At 63.6% G+C, this 22,330-nt stretch carries 17 protein-coding genes; all 17 read left to right on the forward strand.

Annotation, left to right across the window (positions count from 1 at the left end; genetic code table 11):
- Positions 1 to 2,313: phage tail sheath family protein (locus tag AC1D2P_RS21015; protein ID WP_477811573.1), on the forward strand; the 2,313-nt coding region annotated here is incomplete at its 5' end.
- Between the two features lie 59 nt (positions 2,314 to 2,372).
- Positions 2,373 to 2,897 carry a phage tail protein gene (locus AC1D2P_RS21020; protein ID WP_077430158.1) on the forward strand — a complete coding sequence of 175 codons (525 nt, stop codon included), beginning with the start codon at positions 2,373 to 2,375 and terminating at the stop codon, positions 2,895 to 2,897.
- Between the two features lie 46 nt (positions 2,898 to 2,943).
- The gene (locus tag AC1D2P_RS21025) at positions 2,944 to 3,675 is read left to right on the forward strand and encodes a T4 family baseplate hub assembly chaperone (RefSeq protein WP_477758320.1); all 732 of its coding nucleotides are present in this window, start codon (positions 2,944 to 2,946) and stop codon (positions 3,673 to 3,675) included.
- Positions 3,672 to 4,433 carry a hypothetical protein gene (locus AC1D2P_RS21030; protein ID WP_109787192.1) on the forward strand — a complete coding sequence of 254 codons (762 nt, stop codon included), beginning with the start codon at positions 3,672 to 3,674 and terminating at the stop codon, positions 4,431 to 4,433. The genes AC1D2P_RS21025 and AC1D2P_RS21030 overlap by 4 nt, the downstream gene beginning before the upstream one ends.
- On the forward strand, positions 4,430 to 5,758 hold the full coding sequence (locus tag AC1D2P_RS21035) for a Pvc16 family protein (protein ID WP_477758319.1): 1,329 nt from the start codon (positions 4,430 to 4,432) through the stop codon (positions 5,756 to 5,758). Before AC1D2P_RS21030 ends, AC1D2P_RS21035 begins: the two co-directional genes overlap by 4 nt.
- Complete coding sequence (locus tag AC1D2P_RS21040; RefSeq protein ID WP_477758318.1) at positions 5,755 to 7,668, forward strand: ATP-binding protein; 1,914 nt, start codon at positions 5,755 to 5,757, stop codon at positions 7,666 to 7,668. The genes AC1D2P_RS21035 and AC1D2P_RS21040 overlap by 4 nt, the downstream gene beginning before the upstream one ends.
- A complete protein-coding gene (locus AC1D2P_RS21045; RefSeq protein WP_109787195.1) occupies positions 7,665 to 7,943 on the forward strand; it encodes a hypothetical protein in 279 nt (92 codons plus the stop codon). Before AC1D2P_RS21040 ends, AC1D2P_RS21045 begins: the two co-directional genes overlap by 4 nt.
- On the forward strand, positions 7,940 to 11,254 hold the full coding sequence (locus tag AC1D2P_RS21050) for an eCIS core domain-containing protein (protein ID WP_477758317.1): 3,315 nt from the start codon (positions 7,940 to 7,942) through the stop codon (positions 11,252 to 11,254). Before AC1D2P_RS21045 ends, AC1D2P_RS21050 begins: the two co-directional genes overlap by 4 nt.
- Positions 11,251 to 11,907, forward strand: a complete 657-nt coding sequence (locus tag AC1D2P_RS21055) for a hypothetical protein (RefSeq protein ID WP_046027212.1) — start codon at positions 11,251 to 11,253, stop codon at positions 11,905 to 11,907. Before AC1D2P_RS21050 ends, AC1D2P_RS21055 begins: the two co-directional genes overlap by 4 nt.
- 36 nt (positions 11,908 to 11,943) lie before the next feature.
- Positions 11,944 to 12,261: a hypothetical protein gene (locus AC1D2P_RS21060; protein ID WP_046027213.1), complete on the forward strand. Its 318-nt coding sequence runs from the start codon at positions 11,944 to 11,946 to the stop codon at positions 12,259 to 12,261.
- Positions 12,254 to 13,378 (forward strand): hypothetical protein, encoded by a 1,125-nt coding sequence (locus tag AC1D2P_RS21065; RefSeq protein ID WP_109787197.1) that lies wholly within the window; start codon positions 12,254 to 12,256, stop codon positions 13,376 to 13,378. Before AC1D2P_RS21060 ends, AC1D2P_RS21065 begins: the two co-directional genes overlap by 8 nt.
- Positions 13,375 to 13,893: a phage baseplate assembly protein V gene (locus AC1D2P_RS21070; protein WP_046027215.1), complete on the forward strand. Its 519-nt coding sequence runs from the start codon at positions 13,375 to 13,377 to the stop codon at positions 13,891 to 13,893. Before AC1D2P_RS21065 ends, AC1D2P_RS21070 begins: the two co-directional genes overlap by 4 nt.
- A 57-nt stretch (positions 13,894 to 13,950) precedes the next feature.
- Positions 13,951 to 14,274, forward strand: a complete 324-nt coding sequence (locus tag AC1D2P_RS21075) for a hypothetical protein (RefSeq protein ID WP_046027216.1) — start codon at positions 13,951 to 13,953, stop codon at positions 14,272 to 14,274.
- 1 nt (position 14,275) lies between these two features.
- Positions 14,276 to 14,638, forward strand: coding sequence for a GPW/gp25 family protein (locus AC1D2P_RS21080; protein ID WP_046027217.1), 363 nt, complete (start codon positions 14,276 to 14,278; stop codon positions 14,636 to 14,638).
- On the forward strand, positions 14,635 to 17,052 hold the full coding sequence (locus AC1D2P_RS21085; protein WP_477758316.1) for a baseplate J/gp47 family protein: 2,418 nt from the start codon (positions 14,635 to 14,637) through the stop codon (positions 17,050 to 17,052). The genes AC1D2P_RS21080 and AC1D2P_RS21085 overlap by 4 nt, the downstream gene beginning before the upstream one ends.
- Positions 17,049 to 20,171 (forward strand): putative baseplate assembly protein, encoded by a 3,123-nt coding sequence (locus tag AC1D2P_RS21090; RefSeq protein ID WP_477811574.1) that lies wholly within the window; start codon positions 17,049 to 17,051, stop codon positions 20,169 to 20,171. The genes AC1D2P_RS21085 and AC1D2P_RS21090 overlap by 4 nt, the downstream gene beginning before the upstream one ends.
- On the forward strand, positions 20,168 to 22,309 hold the full coding sequence (locus AC1D2P_RS21095; protein WP_477758314.1) for a hypothetical protein: 2,142 nt from the start codon (positions 20,168 to 20,170) through the stop codon (positions 22,307 to 22,309). Before AC1D2P_RS21090 ends, AC1D2P_RS21095 begins: the two co-directional genes overlap by 4 nt.
- Positions 22,310 to 22,330 lie beyond the last annotated feature (21 nt).

The raw sequence follows: 22,330 nt of genomic DNA on the forward strand, positions 1-22,330 counted from the left end.
CAACTCAGCTATCCAGGCGTCTATATCGAAGAACTTCCCCAACTCAGCTATCCAGGCGTCTATATCGAAGAACTTCCCAGCGGCGTGCGGACCATTACCGGCGTCGCGACCTCGGTGGCTGCCTTTGCCGGTTCGGCGCCACGCGGGCCGATCAACAAAGCCCAGCACCTGTTCAGTTTCGCCGATTACGAGCGGCGCTTCGGCGGCTTGGCAGTGGATTCCGAGATGGGTTACGCGGTCCGGCAGTTCTTCCAGAACGGCGGTACCGAGGCCTACGTGGTGCGTATCGTCAAGGACGCCAGTACAGCCAGCAAAACCTTGCAGAACACAAACCCGATCGATGTACTGAAGGTCGAAGCGCTGGACGAAGGCGCTGCGGGTAACGGTATCGAAGTACGGGTGGATCACCTCACCATCAACCCTGGTAGCTCATTCAACATCACGTTCATCCGCGCCTCGGATGGACGCGCCGAACGCTTTGAAAATCTGTCAATGAACTCGATGGACGCCCGCTACGTGCTGGATCAGGTCAATGCGGTTTCTCAGTTGGTCAACGTGAGTCGGGTGGTCGGTCAGGCAGCACTGGACGGGTTGGCAGCCGGCACTTCGCGTGGTGCCAGTCTGGCCGATGTGACGACCCTGCTGGACGCCAATCACAACGAGTTTCGGGTCAGCGTGAACAATCTGCCGCCGGTCAAGGTGCTGATCGCGCTGCCGGCGGATATCGCCGGTGGTACGCCGACCCAGCGTCTGGATTCACTGTGTGGTGCAATCCAGGCCAAAGTCCGGGCCCAAGCGAACAGCCAACTGGCCTACCAGAACTTCACCTGTGGGCGGCCGGCCGCTACGCAAACGATCCTGATGACGTCCGGTGTCGGCGGTGAGTTCTCCAGTGTGCGGGTGCTGCCCGGGCAGAAAAGCAATGCCAGTGCTGCGCTCAAACTTGGCAGTGAAGCAGGTGGAGTGGAGGTCGATGCGGTCGGGGCAATCCGTCCGGTGCCGGTGCCTGATCCTGCGACCCTGACCAGCGATACCTTCGCTGCCAACGACCTGGATGCTCTGCCAGATGCGACCCACACGGGCCTTCGCATCAGCCTCGATGGCAATTCCGATGTGATCGATATTGGTGACGCGGGGGCGGCTGGCGCCAATCTGGCCGCCAAACTGACGGACGTCGCCGCGCGGATTCAGGCTGCGGTGCGTGCGCGTAAACCGGGAGATCCCGCCTACCGCAACTTTACCTGTGCAGTGGCCGGCAGCACCCTGGTCCTGGCCACCGGCACCCAAGGCGCGGCCTCAAGTATCGCGGTCTCGGATTCGCCGCTGAACAGCATCGCCAGCCAACTGCATTTGCTGGCGGGCTCGCTGACCACCCAGCCGGTGAACGTCACCCTGCAAGGCGGCAGTGAAACAGCCTATGCCGCCGCGGATATCTATTCCGCCTTCATTGCGGACCGTGACACACGCAAAGGGTTGTATGCCCTGGAAGAAGTGGACCTGTTCAACATCCTCTGTCTGCCGGGTATCACCGACACCGGCGTGCTGATGGATGCAGCGGCTTACTGTGAGGAACGCCGGGCATTCTTCGTGATCGACTCGCCACCAACCGCTGTCGATCCGCAGCAGATGGTGGCGACGGTTTCCGGCACTGCGTTGCCAAAATCCGATCACGCCGCCGTCTACTACCCCTGGGTCTACATCGCCGATCCCCTGAAAAACGGCAAGTTGCGCCTGAGCGCACCCTGCGGAACCGTGGCCGGGCTTTACGCCCGCACCGATGGTGACCGTGGTGTCTGGAAGGCGCCGGCCGGCACTGAAGCCAGCCTGATCGGGGTACAGGCGCTGAACTATCAATTGAACGACCGCGAGAATGGCAGTCTCAACCCGCTGGGGGTCAACTGCCTGCGCAGTTTTCCGGTTTACGGCGCGGTGTCCTGGGGAGCCCGGACCCTGCGCGGGGCTGACCAGATGACCTCCGAATACAAATACGTGCCGGTGCGCCGACTGGCCCTGTTCCTGGAAGAAAGCCTGTATCGCGGCACTCAATGGGTGGTGTTCGAGCCCAATGATGAGCCTCTCTGGGCGCAGATCCGGCTCAACCTCGGCGCCTTCATGAACAGCCTGTTCCGCCAGGGCGCCTTCCAGGGCAAAACGCCGCGCGAGGCCTATCTGGTCAAGTGCGATCGTGAAACCACCACCCAGGACGACATCAATCGCGGCGTGGTGAATATCCTGGTGGCTTTCGCTCCGCTGAAACCGGCGGAGTTCGTGGTGATCAGGATCCAGCAGCTGGCTGGGCAAATTCAGGTGTGATCCAGGCAGCGGCCACCCGGGTGGGTGGCCGCTGAATCGCTGCATCAGGGAGATATGCCATGGCTCAGTTCACGGTCAACGCCCAGCGTTTCGATCCTTACAAAAACTTCAAATTCCGCGTCAAGTGGGACGGTCGCTATGTCGCCGGCATCAGCAAGGTATCGGCACTCAAGCGCACCACTGAAGTGGTCAAACACCGCGAGGGCGGTGACCCCAGCAGCAGCCGCAAATCGCCGGGGCGCACCGAGTTCGAGGCGATCACCCTGGAACGTGGGGTGACCCACGATGCCGATTTCGAGCGTTGGGCGAACAAGGTCTGGAACTTCGCTTCCGGCTTGGGCGCGGAGGTGTCGCTCAAGGATTTTCGCAAGGACATCATCATCGAGCTATACAACGAGGCCGGCCAATTAGCCCTGGCGTACAAGGTGTTCCGCTGCTGGGTCAGCGAGTTTCAGTCGCTGCCGGACCTGGACGCCAATGCCAACGCCGTCGCCATCGCCCGTCTGAAGTTGGAAAACGAAGGCTGGGAGCGCGATTACGAGGTGGTCGAACCGAGCGAACCAAGCTTCAACGAGCCGAACTGACGAGGCATCGTGCCTGTTGGCATTTCCATGATGGAGATCCCTGACCGTGTCCAAGCTTGATTCCGCTGACTGGCTGGCGATCTGGGACCACAGCCAGACGCTGCCCCCCGCACTGCAATCCTGCGCGCTGTTGGCGCCCTTGCTGGCCGACGGCCTGACGGGTGCCGAGCGGTTGCCAGTGGGGCGCCGCGATGCCCATCTGCTGGACCTGTATGGCGCGCTGCTCGGGCCGCAATTGACCGCCATGGCCTGTTGCGAACATTGCGCCGAACGCCTGGAGCTGAACCTGAGTACGGCCGACCTGCGTCTGGATGATCCGCCCGCCGACACGCCGGAGTTGCAATTGCAGTGGCAAGATTACCGCCTGTGTTTTCGCTTGCCGGACAGCCTCGATCTGGCGGCCGTGGCCCAATTGTCGGACATCGAGCAGGCGCGGCAGCTATTGGTCCGGCGCTGCGTGCTGGAGGCTGCGCAGGGCGCGCAGCCAATATCGCTCGAGAACTTGCCGCAGGGGGCGATGCAAGCCTTGAGCGAGGCCATGAGCCAGGCCGATCCACAAGCGCTGATTGAGTTAGACATGTGCTGTCCGGCGTGCAAGGAACGTTGGAGCGAGGTCTTCGATATCGGCAGCTACCTGCTGGAAAGCCTCGACCATTGGGCGCAACGGACGCTCGATCAGGTCCATTTGCTGGCCGCGGCCTACGGCTGGAGCGAGGCGCAGATTCTCGCCTTGAGCCCGCAGCGTCGCGCCCGCTATCTGCATCGCGTGCAGTCATGAGCGACTGGCTGCTGGCCTTGGCCCGGCGCGCCTTACAGCCGCCAACAATTCGCCCGCGAATCGGCTCGCGCTTTGAAAACGACGCTATCGCGCCGCGGGATTTTGAGCAGGCACCGCAGTCGCAACTGACACCCACCCAAGAACCGTCCACCGCGACTGCCGCGATCCCGGTAACGGTGCAACCGAGGGCCGAGCCGTCATCGCCGATGGCGCGGCCTGTTACGCAGGTGTTGCGTCAGGTGACCTCGCTGCTGCAACCAACATCGCCGGTGGCGACCATCCCGCCACCCATGCCAGGCCCTGCGCAGACGGTGGTTTCGTCAATGCTTGAATCACCGAAGGAGGCCGGGCTACCCCGAATTCCGCTACCGTTACCGCCGGTTGTCGAGACTGCGCAAGGACAGCCACCCCTGCGCCTGGAATCCCGGCTGATCGAACGCTCCCACAGTGAACAGCGTATCGAGCGCCACGAGCTGACTCGGGAGCTGATCGAACGCCGTGTCGAACGCCTGCACGAGCAAGCGCCCAACGCCACCTCGGCATCGCAGCCTCTGCATGTCCGGCAGGAACCGCACCCGACGCAGCCCGATGGGCCTGCTGCCGCACCGCGGGTCGAGATCAATATCGGTCGCATCGAAATTCTCCCGTCCGAGGCAGCGCCTGCGTCGCGTCGCGAAGAGCCACCCCGGCGCTTGCCGGCCAAGTCCCTGGATGACTACCTGAGCGAGCGTAACTCGGGTGCAGGACCGCGGTCATGAGTTCGCCACTTGGGCTGGCCGCAGCGCTCGTGACGCTCCAACAGTTGCTGGAAAGCGGCCTGGCGGAATTGAAAGTCAGCGATGTGCTGGGCGGTGCCCCGAGCGTCACCTGTATCGGCCCGGACCGCATAGATCCCGCCGGTGGCGACCAATTGAACCTCTATCTCTACAACCAGACGCGCAACCCCGGCTGGGCCAACCTTGGCCTGCCAAGCCGCGACAGTGTGGGTGAGCGCATTGGCAATCCGCCTCTGGCGCTGGACTTGCACATACTCATCACAGCCTATGGCGCTGCCGACTTCCACGCCGAAATCCTCCTCGGCGCTGCCATGCAGATCCTTCATGACACCCCGGGAATGGGCCGCGATGCCATCCGCGCGGCGCTCAAGCCGGCGCCGAACAAACCCAATGTGCCCAAAGCGCTGGAACGCGCCGGGCTGGCCGATCAACTGGAGCAACTGCGGATCACGCCTCTCAATCTCAGCACCGACGAACTCTCGCGCATCTGGTCGGCGATCCAGGTGCCGGCGCGGCCCAGCGCGGCGTACCTGATCAGCGTACTGCTGCAATCGACGGCCAGGAGCCAACGCACGCCGCTGCCGGTATTGGCACGCAACCTCTATGTGGTGCCGTTGCGGATGCCACGGGTGGACCGGGTCGAGTCGGTGGCCGGCGCGTCAATGCCGATTCTGCCGGATGGCAGCGTGCGGGTCAGCGGCGCCAACTTCAAGGCCCAGACCGTACAACTGTGGGTCAACGGACTGGACCTGAGCGCTGGTCTGAGYACTGTCGATAACGAGACCCTGGAGTTCGGTTTCCTGTTGCCGGATCTGCCTCATCCGCCGGCGCTGCCTTCATCCTTGCGGGCGGGGGTCTGCACGTTGCAGGTGGCCCATGGGCAATGGTTGGGTACGCCGCCGGTAGCCCATGGGGCGGTGCAGTCGAACCTTGGCGTGTTCATCCTCAACCCGCAGGCGGGTTTYGTCGTGCTACCCGGTGCCACCAGCACGGTGGTCGACGGCGTCACCTACCGCTTCGGCAGCATCGAGGTGACATGCGCTCCGCCAGTGGGCCCCGGGCAGCGGGTGCGCGTGCTACTCAACGAAAAGAACCCGCCGAGCGACCGGCCGACACGGGCCTATAGTTTCAGCGCGACTGACGGCAATGGCATTCTCCCGCCGGCCGAGCAGAGCTCGACAGTCACCGTCGAGTACCAGGGCGTCGCCCAAGGCGCTTACCTGGCAAGGGTGCAGGTGGATGCCGGAACCAGCGCGCTGGTCATGGGCGCTGACGGGCAATTCAGCACGCCGCAGGTGCTGCCATGAGCCAGCGCCATGATTTTGCCGAAAACCGCCGCGTGCTGACCCAGGCGTTGAATGCCTTTGCCGCTTACCTGACGGCGCGACTGGCTGGCGAGCCTGCGCCCTTGGGCGCTTATCTGCGAACCCCGCCAGCCCTGGCGCGGCTGAGCGAGCGGTTGGGGCTGAGCCGTTTCGAGCAGGATCTGTTGCTGCTGGCCTCCGCCGCTGACCTCGACCCACGCTTTCGTGACCTGCTGGCACAAGCCCAAGGCGACGCGTACCAACCCTGGTTGAGTTTCGAGCTGGCCCTGAATCTGCTCCCGGACCCTGAGTGGAGTTCGATCACCCCTATCGGCCCTCTGCGGCGCTGGCAATTGCTCGAACCGAGCGGCAGCGGCGGGGTGCTGCAAGCGCGGCTGGTGGTGGATGAAATCATCCTGCACCGGATCGCCGGCCTGAGCTTCCCAGACCCGCGCCTGGAGCCCTGGTTTCGCCGGGAAAACCTGCCAGACGCCGCGTCGGTCGCTGTTGATGGGCATCAGGCCAGGGCCAGCATCCTCGAGATCGCCGCGCAGTGGCAGGTGGCGCCCAACCTGGCCCTGGCGCCCATTGCGCGACTGGTGGACGGTGACGGCGATGGCTACGCCCACGCCTTGGCGACAGAGCTGGGGCTCAAGCTCTACCGGATGACCGAGTTCGACCTGCCTGCAGGGCAAGCCGAGCGCGGGCAATTGGCGCACTTATGGGAACGTGAAGCGCTGTTGCACGGCGTGCTGCTCTGGTTGCAACCGCAAAGTCTGAACCCGGAGCAGGCACAACGCCTGGGCGACGTCCTCGATCACCTGCAGAGCTTGCTGCTGCTCAGTGGTGACAGCGCGCCAGCCTTGCGTCGCCGTCAATGTCGGGTCAGCGTTCAGGGCAGCGATGCATCGGCACGGCTCAAGCTCTGGCAGCAACAATTGGGTGAGTCAGTCGCGGGCCTCAACGGCCGTCTCGGCCTGCTGGCGGAACAGTTCCAGCTCAGCAGCAGTACCATTCTGCGTCTGGCCGAGGGTTTCAAAGCCAGCCCCCAAGGTGGTGCCGAACACCTCTGGCAGGTGTGTCGCGAAGAAGCTCGACGCGGCCTGGAACACTTGGCCGAACGGGTGGACGCCCGCGCCGGCTGGGACGACCTGGTGCTGCCGGACGCGGCCCTGACCAGTCTGCATACGTTGGCGGCGCAAGTCCGCCAGCGCACGCGGGTCTACCGCGACTGGGGCTTTGCCGAACGCAGCGACCGAGGCCTGGGCATCAGCGCCTTGTTCGCCGGCGGTAGCGGCACCGGCAAGACCCTGGCCGCCGAAGTGCTGGCCAACGAACTGCAACTGGACCTGTACCGCATCGATCTGGCGGCGCTGGTCAGCAAGTACATCGGCGAGACCGAGAAGAACCTGTCACGGGTATTCGCCGCGGCTGAAAGCAGTGGCGCGATCCTGCTGTTCGACGAGGCCGACGCCTTGTTCGGTAAACGCAGTGAAGTGCGCGACAGCCATGACCGCTACGCGAACCTGGAGGTCAGCTACCTGCTGCAACGGATCGAGACTTACCGTGGCCTGGCGATTCTCACCACCAACTTGAAGCAGGCCATCGACCCGGCGTTCCAGCGCCGCATCCGTTTCATCGTGCAATTCCCTTTCCCCGATGTGGACGCCCGCAGCGCCATCTGGCAGCGGGCGTTTCCGTCCGATGCACCGTGCAGCGCATTGGATATTGGCAAGTTGGCGCGGCTATCGCTGTCAGGCGGGCATATCCGCAACCTGGCCTTGAACGCGGCCTTCCTCGCGGCGGACAAGGACATGGCCATCGGCATGCAGCATCTGCGCGCGGCGGCCGAAGCGGAATTCGCCAAACTGGAAAAACCGCTGCCGGCGGCGGAAGTGGGGGACTGGGAATGACCCGTACCCTGGCACCCGCCGCCCCGACCATCAGCCTTACGATAGGGACTCTGGCGCTGCCCGGTTATTCGTTGCGCAATGGCCAGCGACTGGCCGGCGCCCTGGAACGCGAGTTGGGACGTTTGCTGATCCAGGGACCGCTGCCAGGGCAGGGCTTTGCGCTTGAGCAGGTGCAAATCCCCCGGTTCGCCACGCCCGCCGGAGAACGCCCGGAGCGCACCGGGCGGCGCTTGGCACGGTTGATTGCCGAACAACTGCAGGGGCCGGGACAATGACCGAACACGCCCTTGCCCCCAGTGCCGAACGCGACGCCTCGCCCCCGAAAACCGCCGTGCGCGGTCTGCTTTTACAGCGCAAGTGCGCCTGTGGCGCGGGTGCCGGCAGCAGTGGCGAGTGCGAAAGCTGCGCCGCCGGCCGCCAGCAGAACCTGCAACGCAAGAGCAACGGTGCCTCGGGCGGGCAGGGTGTACCGGACTCGGTCAATGAGACCCTGGCACGTCCCGGCAGACCGCTGGATGCGGACACCCGCGATTTCATGGAAAGCCGTTTCGGTAGCGACTTCGCTGCCGTACGCGTACACGACGACAGCGCCGCCGGGGCCAGCGCCCGGGATGTGGATGCGCATGCCTTCACGGTCGGTCAGGACATCGTGTTCGGTGACGGTCAATACCAGCCTCACAGCGACAGCGGTCGACACCTGTTGGCCCACGAACTGGCCCACACCGTGCAGCAACAAGGCCTGCATCGCTCCGGCATCAGCAACCTCGCCGATCAGGGGCCGCACTACCAGCGGCTGGAACGCGAGGCCGACTTCGCCGCCGACAGCGTGATGCGCGGCCAGCCTCTGGCCAGCGGCGTGCTCAGTCAGGGCGGGCCGCGACTGTCGCGCAAGGATGGCAAGGGCAAGTCGCAAGACTATGAGGTGGAGAGCCGTTACAAAGACCTGGAAATGTCCACCGGGCACAAGGTCACGCCGGAGAAAAAAACCACTGCCAAAGTGAAGGGCAAGGACAAGGAGCTGGCTTCGTACGACGTCGATTTCCTTGAGTTGCATGAGGTCAAGGGCCCGGTGCTCAAGGAATGGCAAAGCAAGGCCAAGGCCAAGGCCCTGCGTGCAATCATCACCTTGCAGGGGGCCAAGGCCCAGGAAGCGGGCCTGTGGCAAATGCGTGTCAGCTCCGACGAGTTGCGTTCGCGCTGGGTCAATCTGCGCGGCTGGAAGATGGGCGATGCGTTGAACGCCGCGTGGCAAAAGGCCGGTGGCGATGCCGAATTTCCCAAGGTCGGCGGTGGCACCTGCGAGATGGATCACATCATCGAATTGCAGGTGGGTGGCGATAACACTCAGGAAAATATCCAGGTGCTCGATCGCCTTGATAACGGCATGAGCGGCAGCCTGATCAAGCAACAGGTCTTTGGCCTGGCACAAGCTATCGCGCAAAAGATCGAGGAGGGCGGCGAGGAGCCGCCGGCGCAGATCCGCATGGTATTCGCCGATTCCAAAATGAAGGGCACYGGCAAGTGCGGACCCTGTTGCGAAACCGGCAAGAAACTCGGCAAGCCCGGCAAAGACGGGCGCGCCGACAAGTCCACTGAAACCCTGATCGACTACCCGGTGGTGGCCGGCGGTAGCACGCGGGTGCTGCGGGTCAGTGAAAAGAGCAAGACGCCGCCGATCTTTGAGTCCGGTATCCCGGAAAACGTCGCAGGGGCCGAAATCCTTCCCGGGTTGTTGTTGATGACCTTGCGCCGGGTCGGCAAGGGCAAGGACACCATCAACGCGATGATCGACAACCGCGACCGGACCCGCCTGCCGATCACCTTGCCGGCCAAGGGCACCGGGGTGGTGCTGGATGTCGCCGAGGACGGTGGCCTGACCCTCTCGGCGGCGAAGAAGAACGCCGGTATCGCGTTTACTTATGACTACCTGAGCCCCGGCGTCTTCACCAAACTGGACCTGGTGCCCGGCGGGGTCGCGGGCGAGGGCTACATCACCCCCACCAAAGTGCCTTTGTTGCAAAAAATCGAAGTGGCCTTCTCGCCGGAGTATTTCCGGCTCAAGGCGCCGCTGGACAAGGACAAACTGAAGCCACCGTTCGGCGGGGTGAAAATCACCGAGGCAACGCTGGCCATCGATCTGGCGCCGAAACTGAAACCGGTCGGGACTGTCGCGTTCGAGTTCGGCACCGCGAAGAAAATCGCCGCGAGCAAAGTCGAGGTCAGTGCCGACGAGAATGGCCTGGTGTTGACCGGGGTGCTCTTTGTGTATTTGCCCGGCGTCGATGAAGCCAAGGGCGAGATCAAGTATCAGGCCGGCGAGTGGAGTGGCGGGGCGCACATCGAGTCGGGGCAGATGGCCGGCAAGATTCCCTATGTAAAAAGCGGCGCTGTCGATGTGTTTCTCAAGGCCGGCAAGATCGACGCCAGCGGCAAGGTCAATCTGGAACTGCCAGGCGGCAACGAGGCTGCGCTGGAGATCAGTTACGCCGCCAACAAGTGGGTGTTCCAGGGACGCGGAAAGATCAAGGTCAAGAGCCCCTACCTCAAACCGATCCAGGCCAGCCTCTGGTACGACGGCGAACTGTTTATCGCCAAGGGCCAGGCCGGATTCGCCTTCTCGGGGCTCGACGGCATCATCGATGCCACCTACGAGAACAAGGGCGGCAAGGAGAAGGTCTACGGCAAGGGCGATATCAAGATCGACAAGGGGCGCGCCAAAGGCAATATCGTTGTCGAGTTGCTGCCCAATGAAAAGATCATCGGCAAGGGCAAGCTCTCCTACGAAATCAAGAAGGACATGGTCGCCACGGCTGGCATCACGGTGGACGAACAGCAAAAGATCACCTTTGACGGCGAGCTGAGCTTTCCCGACATCACCCTGTTCAAGCGCTTCCCGGAGAAACAGGAAGACCAGCCGATTTTCTCGGCCTCGGGAAGCATCCCGATTCCTGGCGCCTCCATCGGCCCGATCGGGCTCAAGGTCAAACTCTGGGGCAGCCTGGGGTATTACTACTATGTCGGCCCCGGGGTACTCACCGGGATCAAGGCCACGGTCAAGTTCAGCCCGTTCGAAGCCGACCCGGACTTCAGTTTCAACCTCAAGGCCAAGGCCAGCATCCCGGCAGGCGGGGGGATCAGCGGCAAAGTCGGCGCCGATGTGGTGATCGATCTGTACATCGCCGAGGTCGGTGGCGGCCTCAATGTCGAGGCCAGGGCAGGGCTTGAAGGCAAGGCCGAGCTGGCCGGCGAGATCGCTTACAGCAAGGACAAATTCAGCGTCGATGCCAGCGCCTATATCGGCGGCAGCGTAGTGCTGGCCGCCGCGTTGAATGCCCGGGTCTTCGCCGAAGCCGGGGTCTGGCGGTTCAAGGTACGGACCGAAAAAACCTGGAAACTGCTCGGTGGCACCTTCGACACCGGGCTGAGCCTCGGCGTACGCCTGCCGCTGCACTACGACAGCATTGATGGCTTTCGAATGCCCAAGCTCTCCGATATCAAACCGGAACCTGCGCAGCTCAATCTCGACCCCTCGAAGATGCTGTCCAACCTGTTCGGCAATGCTACGAAAGAGGAGCACGAGGTATGACCGGCTTTTCCAATTCGCCGAAAGTGCTCAAGGGCGGCCTGATCCTGATCGACCCGGCCAGCGGTGCCGTGCTGCGAGTCATTGCGCTGCAGTACAACCCCGATCTGCTGACCCGCAGCCTGCAACCGCAGAGCACCGGCGGCAGTGCAGCGATCAGCGAGCCATTGCGCCTCAAAGGACCGCCGGTGGAAACGATCAAGCTCGACGCCGAGATCGACGCCACCGACCAATTGGAGTTTTCCGATCAGCACCCTGGTGCGATCGAGGTCGGCATCCACCCGCAACTCGCCGCACTGGAAACCATCGTCTACCCGGACAGCAACGCCTTGATCCGCAACAACCAGATGGCGAGTGCCGGCACCCTGGAAATCGTTCCGGTACAGGCGCCACTGCCCTTGTTTGTGTGGAGCAAGGAGCGCGTGGTGCCCGTGCGCATCACCGATTTTTCGATCGTCGAGGAGGCGTTCGACGTCAACCTCAACCCGATCCGCGCACGCATCACCCTCGGCATGCGCGTGCTCAACATCAATGATTTGGGCTTCGGCGACAAGGGCGGGCACCTCTACATGGTTTACCACCAGAGCCGCGAACGCCTGGCGCGCAAGGCCAGCAGCGCGACCCTGGCCAGCCTGGGTTTGAGCGCGCTTTTTTAAAACAACGGAACGCTGATGAACGAAAGGACAGCCACGATGAGCGACCGCTTCCCACCTAACAGCCGTTACTACCCGACCGACACCGCCGAGTTGGTCCAGGTCGACGGTCGACGCGTGGTTTACCTGCGGCGGCGCTTCGTACCGGACCCGGCTAACTTTGTCACCTTGCAGATCTACACCGTGATCGAGGGCGACCGGATCGATCGCATGGCCGCTGCGGTGCTCGGTGACCCGGAACAGTTCTGGCGCCTGCCGGATGCCAATGGTTGCCTCCACCCACTGGAGCTGGAAGAGCTGGGCCGGCAAATCCGCCTGACCTTGCCCGAAGGCATGCAGGGGCCGAGCGATGCTTAAAGGCATGCATGTCTCGCTGCTGGTCGGCCCGGCGATACCGTTACCGGTGCCCAAGCCGCTGATCGATGCCTTGCAGAGCATCCAGGTGACGTCGGCGGCGGGCGCCCGCAGTGGCTTCCAGATCAGCTTCGCACTGCACAACAATTCACCGCTGCACACCCTGTTGTTGCTCACCGGCGGGCGGGTGCCCTGGCTGCGGGTGCTGATCGTGATCACCCTCAACAGCCTGCCGATGGTGTTGATGGACGGCCTGATTACCCGCCAGGAGGTCAGTGGCTCCAACGAGCCGGGGCAGAGCACCCTGACCATCACCGGTGAGGACCTGTCGGTGGCCATGGATCAGCAGGAATTCAACGGCATTCCCTATCCGGCCATGCCGGCCGAGGCGCGGGTGGCGCTGATTGTCGCCAAGTACGCGATCTTTGGCATGGTGCCGCTGGTGATCCCGCAAATCTTCAGCGATGTGCCGATCCCGGTGGAAAAAATCCCCACCCATGACGGCACTGACCTGGCCTACGTGCAGAAGTTGGCCAAGGACGCCGGCTATGTGTTCTACGTCGAACCCGGCCCGTTGCCGGGGATGAATACCGCCTACTGGGGCCCGGAGATCAAGCTCGGGATACCGCAACCGGCACTGAACCTGGGGATGGATGCCCACAGCAACGTCGAGGCGCTGTCGTTCAGCGTGGACAACACCAAGGCCAGCCTGCCGATCGTGTTTATCCAGAACCCGCTGACCAAGTTCCCGATTCCGTTGCCGATCCCCGACATCAGTCTGCTCAACCCGCCGCTCGGTGCGTTGCCGCCCATTCCAAAGTCGATCCACCTGCTGAAGGACACCGCCAAGCTCTCGCCAATGGCGGCCTTGTCCAAGGGCTTGGCGGAGGCGGCGGGCTCAGCGGATGTGGTGACCGCCACTGGCTCGGTCGATGTACTGCGTTACGGCTCCGTGTTGAAGGCGCGCCAACTGGTCGGCGTGCGCGGTGCGGGCAGCGCCTTCGACGGTTTGTACTACGTGAAAAACGTGACCAGCAACTTCAAGCCCGGCGAGTTCAAGCAGAGCTTCACGCTGACCCGCAACGGTTTGATCTCGACGCTGCCGAGGGTACCGGTATGAGCGCTGAGCAAGGCAAGTTCTACGGCAAGTTCCGCGGTGTGGTGTTGAACAATATCGACCCGATGCAGATGGCCCGCATCCAGGTCCAGGTGCCTGATGTGCTGGGGCTCGGCATCTCCAGCTGGGCCATGCCCTGCGTGCCGTTCGCCGGCAAGCAGAGCGGGATGTTTGTGGTGCCGCAGATCGGCGCCGGGGTCTGGGTCGAATTCGAGCAGGGCAACCAGGATTACCCCATCTGGGTCGGCGGTTTCTGGGGCAGTGCGGCAGAGGTGCCCGCCTTGGCGTTGGCGGGGTTGCCGGTATCGCCAAGCATTGTGCTGCAAACCGGCAACCAGAACGGCCTGACGATCTCTGACCTGCCGGGGCCCACGGGCGGCATTCTGCTCAAGACCCTGACGGGGGCGATGATTTCGATCAACGAAATCGGCATCACCATCAGCAACGGCCAAGGCGCGACGATCATGCTCAACGGGCCGGCGGTGAATATCAATCAAGGCGCATTGACGGTGATTTGAAATGAACATTTCACGCAATCGGCAGCTGAAACCGGCCATGACAGGGGAGGACCGCTGATGCCCGGTTTTCTCCTGCATCTGGGCGCCACGGTGATGTGCAGCCACGGCGGCCAGGCGACGCCGACCGCGCCTTTTCCCCGGGTGACACTCTCCGGCCAGCCCGTGACGACCCTGGCCGCGCCCTATGTGATTGCCGGCTGCGCCATGCCGCCACCGCCCTCCGGCAATGGCCCCTGCGTGACCGGCCAATGGCTGGTCGGCGCGACCCGGGTGTTCGCCGGCGGGCTGCCGGTGCTACTGCAATCGAGCACCTCGATCTGCGTACCCACCGGCACGCCGATGATGGTTACCGTCACTCAGCTACGGGTCTCAGGAGTCTGATATGGCTTTGGACTTTCCCTTCAGCATCGACTCGCGCGGGCGCAGCGCCGAAGTGTTCGCCGATCTGCAGGTGCGGGACATGATCGAACAGGTGCTGTTCACCGTGCCGGGCGAGCGGGTGAACCGTCCGGATTTCGGCTGCGGCCTGTTGCAATTGGTGTTCGCGCCCAACAGCGATGCCCTCGCTGCCGCTGTGCAGATGACGGTGCAAGGTTCGCTGCAACAGTGGTTGGGGGAACTGATCGAGGTCGAGGCGGTGACCGTCGAGAACCTCGACGCGCGCCTCGACGTGACGGTGCAGTACGTCATGCGCCGGGATCGCCAGAGGCAACTGGCGACCTTCAGCCGAGGGATTGCACCATGAAACGCCAGTTTTTGTCTGACAACCGCCATCGTCTGCAATTGCTGCGTGACCTCGATCCACCGAGCCTGAACGGCATCGACTACCTGGAAGTGGCGCCCCTGAATCAGCGCAAGCTCAGCGTGGCGTTCGTCAATCCGTTGGCTGGCATCACCGCCGCCCATTGCCGGATCGAGGGCGGGGTGCGCATCACGTGTGTACAAATCGAGAGCCTGAATATCAACGGCAATCAGCTCGACATTACGGTGGACCGGGCCGGTGATTTCTCCTGGTACCGTTTCGTGTTGATCAACCCCACGGCGCCCGAAGACCCACCGCCGGGCTTCGACCCTTGCCTGTCGAGTATCCGATTCAGTTTCAAGGCACAGTGCCGTTCCGAGTTCGATTGTGCCGACGACCAACCCTGCCCGCCGCAGGTACCGGCCGAGCCGCTGCTGGATTACCTGGCCAAGGATTACGGGAGCTTTCGCCGGTTGATGCTGGACCGCATGGGGCAGCTGATTCCTGGCTTTCACGAGCGCAACCCGGCGGATTTTTCCGTGGCCCTGGTGGAAATGCTGGCGCATATCGGCGATCAGCTCAGCTATTACCAGGATGCAGTCGCCACCGAAGCGTATCTGGGCACTGCCCGACGCCGCGTCTCCCTGCGCCGGCATGCGCGGCTACTGGATTACCCAATACACGACGGCTGTAACAGTCGGGTCTTCGTCAGTCTGAGCGTCTCGCCCCAAGCTGACGGTCGAGTGTTGGCCGCCGGTACGCCGCTGTTGACCCGCACCGGCGAGCCCGGGACTGTCTTGAAAGAATCCGCGCTGCAAACCTTGCCTGACGGCAGCACCCAAGTCTTCGAAACGATGCACGCGTTGCCGTTGCAGTCCGCCCATAACCGCATTGATATCCATCATTGGGGCGAGCCGGATTTCTGTCTGGGCAAAGGCGCGCAAGAGGCCGCGCTGATCGACGTTCCGTCGCTGAGCTTGCAGGCCGGCATGCTGCTGATCTTCGAAGAAGTCCTGAGCCCCGGCACCGGCCGTGCACCGGATGCCGACCGCACCCACCGGCATGCAGTACGCTTGACCGAGGTCAAGCCGGGGCACGACCTGCTGACCGACACGCCGTTGCAGCTGATCAGTTGGCACGCCGAGGACGCGCTACCGTTCCCGTTGTGCATCAGCGCGCGTATCCAACAGTCCGGTGTCAGCAAGACGGTCAGGGTCGCTCAGGTCTGCGGCAATGTGGTATTAGCCGACCACGGGCTGACTCGCGCCGATGAGTCGCTGCTGCCGGACGTTGTACCGACTGCCGGCCAATACCGGCCGCGCCTGCGCGAGCCCGGCATCGTCTATGCCCAGGCCTATGAACATGACCCGACGCGCTCCGCCAGCAGCACCTTGTATCAGGATCCCCGGCAAGCCCGTCCGTCCGGCATGCAACTGCGCGAAGACGACCCCGATCAGTTTGGCGACCAACCCAAGCCCGGTGCCAGCCCTTGGTTGCCACGCCGGGATCTGCTCGGCAGTGACCGCTTCGCACAGGAATTCGTGGTGGAGACCGAAGCCGATGGCAGCGCCCACCTGCGCTTTGGCGACAACCGCTTCGGCATGCAACCGCAACCCCTCAGCCGGCTGTTGGCCAGCTATCGCCAAGGCGGTGGCAGCATCGGGAATGTCGGCGCCGAGAGCATCACCCAGATGGTCTGTGAAGACCCTCTGATCAAGGACTTCATCCAAACGCTGCGCAATCCGTTGTCGGCAAGCGGCGGCGCAGAGCCGCAAAGCGCTGACGCGATCAAGCTGTTTGCACCCCAGGCTTTCCGCACCCAGGAACGGGCGGTCACCGAGGCCGATTACGCGCGGGCCGCCGAGCGTCATCCGCAAGTACAACGGGCCGCTGCGAGGCTTCGCTGGACCGGCAGCTGGTACACGATGTTCGTCAGCCTCGACCGCAAGGGCGGCCAGCCACTGGATAAGCCGTTTCGTGAAGAAATGCTGCGCCACCTGGAACGCTACCGGTTGGCCGGTTATGACCTGGAACTGCGTGATCCGATCTATGCCCCGCTGGATATTCAGCTGAACGTCTGCGTATTGCCGGGCCACTTTGCCGCGACGGTCAAGCTTGGCCTGCTCAAGCGCCTGAGCAGTGGCGCAGACGGGCTGGGACAACTCGGCTTCTTTCATCCCGATCACTTCAGTTTTGGCCAGGGCCTGGCGCTTTCCACCCTGATGGAGGCGGCGCATTCGGTAACCGGCGTGGCCTCGCTTCAGGTCGAGGTGTTCCAGCGCTGGGGCAAAACCCCTAATCAGGAAATAGCGCAGGGCTTGATCGGTGCCGCGTTACTGGAAGTGTTGCGCCTGGATAACGATCCCAATTTCCCCGAAAACGGCCGACTGCTGCTGAACATGCAAGGTGGCTTATGAGTAATGGCGAACACTGCGGCTGCTGCGCCGGGATCAAGGTGCTGACGCCGGTCGACGAATTGAACCCGCCAGGGCAGACGACGTTGCACTATCGGGTCGGCACCCATGGGCGTTTTCGCGAGAGTCAGCTGGCGCGCCTTTCCAGCCAGACGGCGCTGCTCGGGCTGAGCACTCGCGATGCCGATGATCCGGCGCTGGCATTGCTCGATGCCTGGGCTGGTGTCCTCGATGTGCTGAGTTTCTATCAAGAGCGCATTGTCAACGAGGGCTTCCTGCGTACCGCCACGGAGCGGCGTTCGATATTGGAGCTGGGGCGTTCCATCGGCTACGAGCTGCGCCCTGGCGTGGCCGCCTCGACGTTTCTGGCATTTTCTCTGGAGACCGCGCCGGGCGCGCCGTTAACCGCGCGGATCGACGCCGGCAACAAGAGCCAGAGCATTCCAGAGCAGGATGAACAGGCCCAGGTTTTCGAAACGCTGGAGCCGTTGTACGCGCGCGCTGCCTGGAATGCCTTGGCCCTGCAGAGCCAGGAAGAGGTGCCGCCGTACTGGGGCGCTCGCACTCTGTATCTGAAAGGGCAGAACACGCACTTGCAAGCCGGCGACGCACTGTTGATCGTCGGCGATGAACGCCTGAAAAATCCCGGCAGCGAAAACTGGGACCTGCGCCGCGTCGTTCGCCTGCAAGTGATTTCGCCGGTGGAGCCGAGCGCCGACCCACTGGCCGGCTACACGGTGGTCACGCTCGACCGGCCGCTGGGTGAGGTGATGCCCCACGTCCAGCCGGCCAAGGCCAATCCACGCTGTTTTGCCCTGCGGACCAAGGCTGCGCTGTTCGGCCAGGCGGCGCCGGACTGGCGGGCGATGCCGCGCAGCCTGCGGGCAAGCTACCTGGGCCTGGACGATGATAATCAGGCGAAGATCAGCCTGCACGGCCAGTGGCCGGGCTTCACCCTGGCCGATGTTTCCGATCCGCCGACCCGCCAGGCCACCGGCAGCGGCCTGTATGGCGAGTATTTCGAAGGCATCGACTTCAAGACGCGCAAGCTCAGCCGTACCGACGCCACCGTTGATTTCGACTGGGGCAGCGCCAGCCCCGATCCGCAGCTGACCGCCGATACCTTCTCGGTGCGCTGGAGCGGCTGGCTGCAAATACCCGAAAGCGGCAATTACAGCTTCTTCGTCAWAGCCGACGATGGCGTGCGGCTGTGGATTGGCGGCCAGTTACTGGTCAATCAATGGCAAGACCAAGGCGCGACCGAATACGGCGAGAGCCTGTTCGAGCTCCAGGCCGGACAAAAACTCGACCTGCGCCTGGAGTACTACGAGAACGGTGGCGCTGCCTTGATTCAATTGCGCTGGCAGGGCCCTGGCATCGCCAAACAAATCATTCCACAAAGTCGTCTATACCCACGAGACGTACACAGCGTGCATCTGGATGCCAGCTATCCGCGACTGGTCACGGGCAGTTGGCTGGTGCTGACGCTGCCCGATTATCAGGAGCTGTATCAAATCCTCGACAGCCGCGAGGATGCCCGCGCCGCCTTCACCCTGAGCAGCAAGACCACGCGCCTGAGCCTGCGTGGCGAACAACTGCGCGAGCTTTTCAACGAACGTCTGCGCGAGACCACGGCCTATGGCGAATCCATCGAGCTGCCGTGGGCGACCCGGCCCAGGTCCGGGTTGCTCAGCGGTCATGTGCTGACGCTGGATGATCTGCAGCCGGAGCTGGAGGCGGGGCGCTGGCTGTCGATCAGCGGCCACACCTTGCCGGACGTGACGCAAAATGCGCCGGCGCGTCAGCGACTGTTGGCCAATGACCCGTTGGTGGCGGTGGAAATCGCCAGGGACGGCCGGCTCGCCAGCCTGTCCTTCACCGATGGCGCGCGCCATGAAGTAGTGCTTGGCTTCGCCAGCGAAGTGGCGCGCCTGCAACGCAATGACAGCAGCGGGCCGCGTTCGCGCCTGGAACTTGAGAGCGATCTGCAACATGCCTATCTGCCGTTGAGTGTGCGGATCAACGCCAATGTGGCGCCGGCCAGTCACGGCGACAGCAAGCAGATGCAGATACAGCCGGAAATCCTTGGCAGTGGCGACGCCAGCCAGGCCTTCCAGCGCTTCCTGCTGCTGCAGAAACCGTTGACCTACATTTCCTCACCCACCCCTTCGGGCATCCAGAGCACGCTGCAGGTACGCGTCGAAGGTGTGCGCTGGTCCGAGGCGCCACACTTGGGTGAGCTCGGCGCGCAAGACCGTGCCTATCTGCTGCGCCGGGGCGATGATGGCCGGGTCACCGTGCAGTTCGGTGACGGCGTGCACGGCAGTCGCCTGCCCACGGGACAGATGAATGTGCACGCGTACTATCGCGTCGGCATCGGTGCGGCCGGCAACCTCAACAGTGGGCGGATCAGCCTGCTGCTGTCCCGTCCGTTGGGGGTCAAGGATGTGATCAACCCGGTACCCGCGGCGGGTGGGGTCGATCCGGAAGACCGCGACAGTGCCCGGCAGAACGCACCGCTGAGCGTACGGACCCTGGATCGCATCGTCTCGCTACGGGATTTCGAAGACTTCGCCGCGGCCTTCGCCGGCGTCGGCAAGGCCCAGGCGGTGTGGTTGTGGGATGGCGAGCAGCGGTTGGTCCACCTCACGGTCAGCGGGGTAGAGGGTGTCAGCATCGATCCCGGATCTGCGCTCTATCGCAACCTGGCCGCAGCCATTGACGCGGTGCGCCCGGCTCATCAGCCGCTCAAGCTTGCACCCGGGGTGGTGCTGCATTTTGGTGTGGAAGCCAAGGTTCGGGTTAACCCGGACTATCAAAGCGCAACAGTCCTCAGTGCAGTGCGCAGCGCCTTGGGGCAGGCCTTCGGGTTTGCCGCGCGTTACTACGGGCAACCCGTCAGTGGCAGCGAAGTACTGGCGGTGATGCAGCGGGTGCCGGGAGTGGAGCGGGTGGATCTGGATAGCTTGCGGCTCTACGACGGCCTGTCCAGCAGCAGCATGGCAGGTCCGGATGGCCGACTGCGCGCCCGCGGTGCCCGGTGGCAGAGTCAGCAGATATTGGCGGCACAACTGCTGTTGCTGGACCCGTCCGCCGTTACCTTGACGGAGCTTAGCCTATGAGCATTGACGCCGAATTCCTGATGGCGCGGCTGCCGGCCTTCTACCGCGAGCGCGATGCCGAAATGGGTGGGCCGCTGCGGGCATTGCTGGAAGTTATCGCCGAGCAGGGCGCGGTGCTGGAAGAGGACATCACCCGGCTCTACGACAACTGGTTTATCGAAACCTGTGACGACTGGTTGGTCCCCTATATCGGCGATCTGCTGGGCGTGCGCGGTCTGTATCCGGTCAGCGGCACCCAGGCGTTCGGCCTGCGCGCGTATGTGGCCAACAGCCTGCGCTTGCGACGGCGCAAGGGCACGCTGCCGGTGCTGGAACAGCTGGCATTCGATACCACCGGCTGGCGTGCGCGGGCGGTGGAGTTTTTCGAGCTACTGGGCACGACCCAATACCTCGAACACTGCCGCCCACAAAATGTGCGCACGCCGAACCTGCGTGATGCCACACAATTGGAGCGGGTCGACGGCCCCTTCGACCGCGCCGCCCATACCGTCGAGGTGCGTTCGCTCCCGGCCGGGCGCTACAACATTGCCAATGTTGGTCTCTATCTCTGGCGGTTGCAGGCCTACGCACTCCAACGCGCCACCGCCCGAGCCATGACCAGCCTGGCGGGCTTCTACAGTTTCGATGCCCTGGGTCGCGACGTCGCCGAGCCGCTGTTGCGGGGGGAGGGCATGTTGTTCAACCGGCCGCGCACCGAGCAGGAAATCACTCACCTGGCGCAACCGGAAAACGTGCCGGAGCCTCTTTCCCGGCGACTGCTGCACGACGAACTGACGGCGCTACGTCAGGCCCTGACCGATGGTGAGACACCTGACCCTGTGTACTTTCCCCTCGATCGAGAGGAGGAGGGTGGCCCGGTTCTGCGGATCTGGCTGGACGATGTGGAAGTACCGCCGGAGCATCTGCTGGTGTGCAATCTCTCGCCCTTGCCCGGCGTAGTGCCGCAAGAATGGCGGCGTCCACCGGCCAGCGTCACGGTGAAATCGAGCAAGGCCGGTCAGCCGGATAAAACCTTTCCTGGCGTTGCCAACCTGTTTCTGGTGGGTTTCGACCCGGTCCTGGGACGTATCGCCTTGCCCGCCGGCAAGACCGCGAACCGGGTGGAAGTCGCTTACAGCTATGGCTTCCCCGGCGATGTCGGCGCGGGGCCCTACGATCGACGCCCGTTGCGTCGCGACGATGAGCCGTTGCAGGGCCTGCTCGATCCGGCGGATTTCCAGGTACTGCTGCGGGTCCCGGGCGACCACGCGACGCTGGCCGACGCGCTGGCGGCAGTCATTGCCGGGACCCGTACGCTGATCTATCTGCTGGACGACGGGACCCAGGAGCTGACCCCTGATCTCAACCTGCCAGATACCCACCTGGCCATTGAAGCCGCCAACCAGCGGCGGCCGGTACTGATCGGCGACCTGCGTTTACGCGGCAACCTCGACACCCGGCTCAGCCTGTCCGGGCTGCTGCTGGACGGTCAACTGCGTTTGGACGGCGCGCTGGGCGAAGTGAATCTGCGTCATTGCAGCCTGACGCCGAGCAAGGGTGGCATCCGTCACACCGGCACCGGCAGCCAACTCTGGCTGCGGCTGACCCATTGCCTATGCGGGCCGTTGCGGACGAGCAAGGCCATTGCCGGAGTCGAGGGCCGCAACAGCGTGTTCGATAACGGCGATGACTTGGCCTTCGATTTACCGGACACGCGCCTGCAACTCGACCGCTGCAGCGTCTTCGGCGCCAGCGCCGCCGGGGAGCTGGAAGCCAGCAACAGTCTGTTCAGCGCCAAATTGAATATCGCCCGACGCCAGGAAGGCTGCGTGCGTTTCTGCTATGTGCCATCGGGCTCGCAGACGCCACGTCGCTACCGCTGCCTGCCGGACCTGGTGACCCAGGGGTTGCCGACCGCCCAGGCAAAGAGCGAACGGGTGCGGGTGACGCCAGCCTTTACCTCGGTGAGTTTCAGCCATCCGGCATATGCCCAGCTGCGCCTTTCAAGTGCTCAAGAGCTGCGCACCGGCGCCGAGGACGGCGCCGAAATGGGCGTCTGGAATGTGCTGCAACAACCACAACGCGAGGCCAACCTGCATCAGGCCTTGGACGAATACCTGCGCTTCGGCCTGGAGGCCGGGGTGATCTTTGTGAACTGAACGAACGCGCAAAACGGGCAA

The sequence above is a fragment of the Pseudomonas sp. P1_F1_2 genome, from assembly GCF_056405815.1.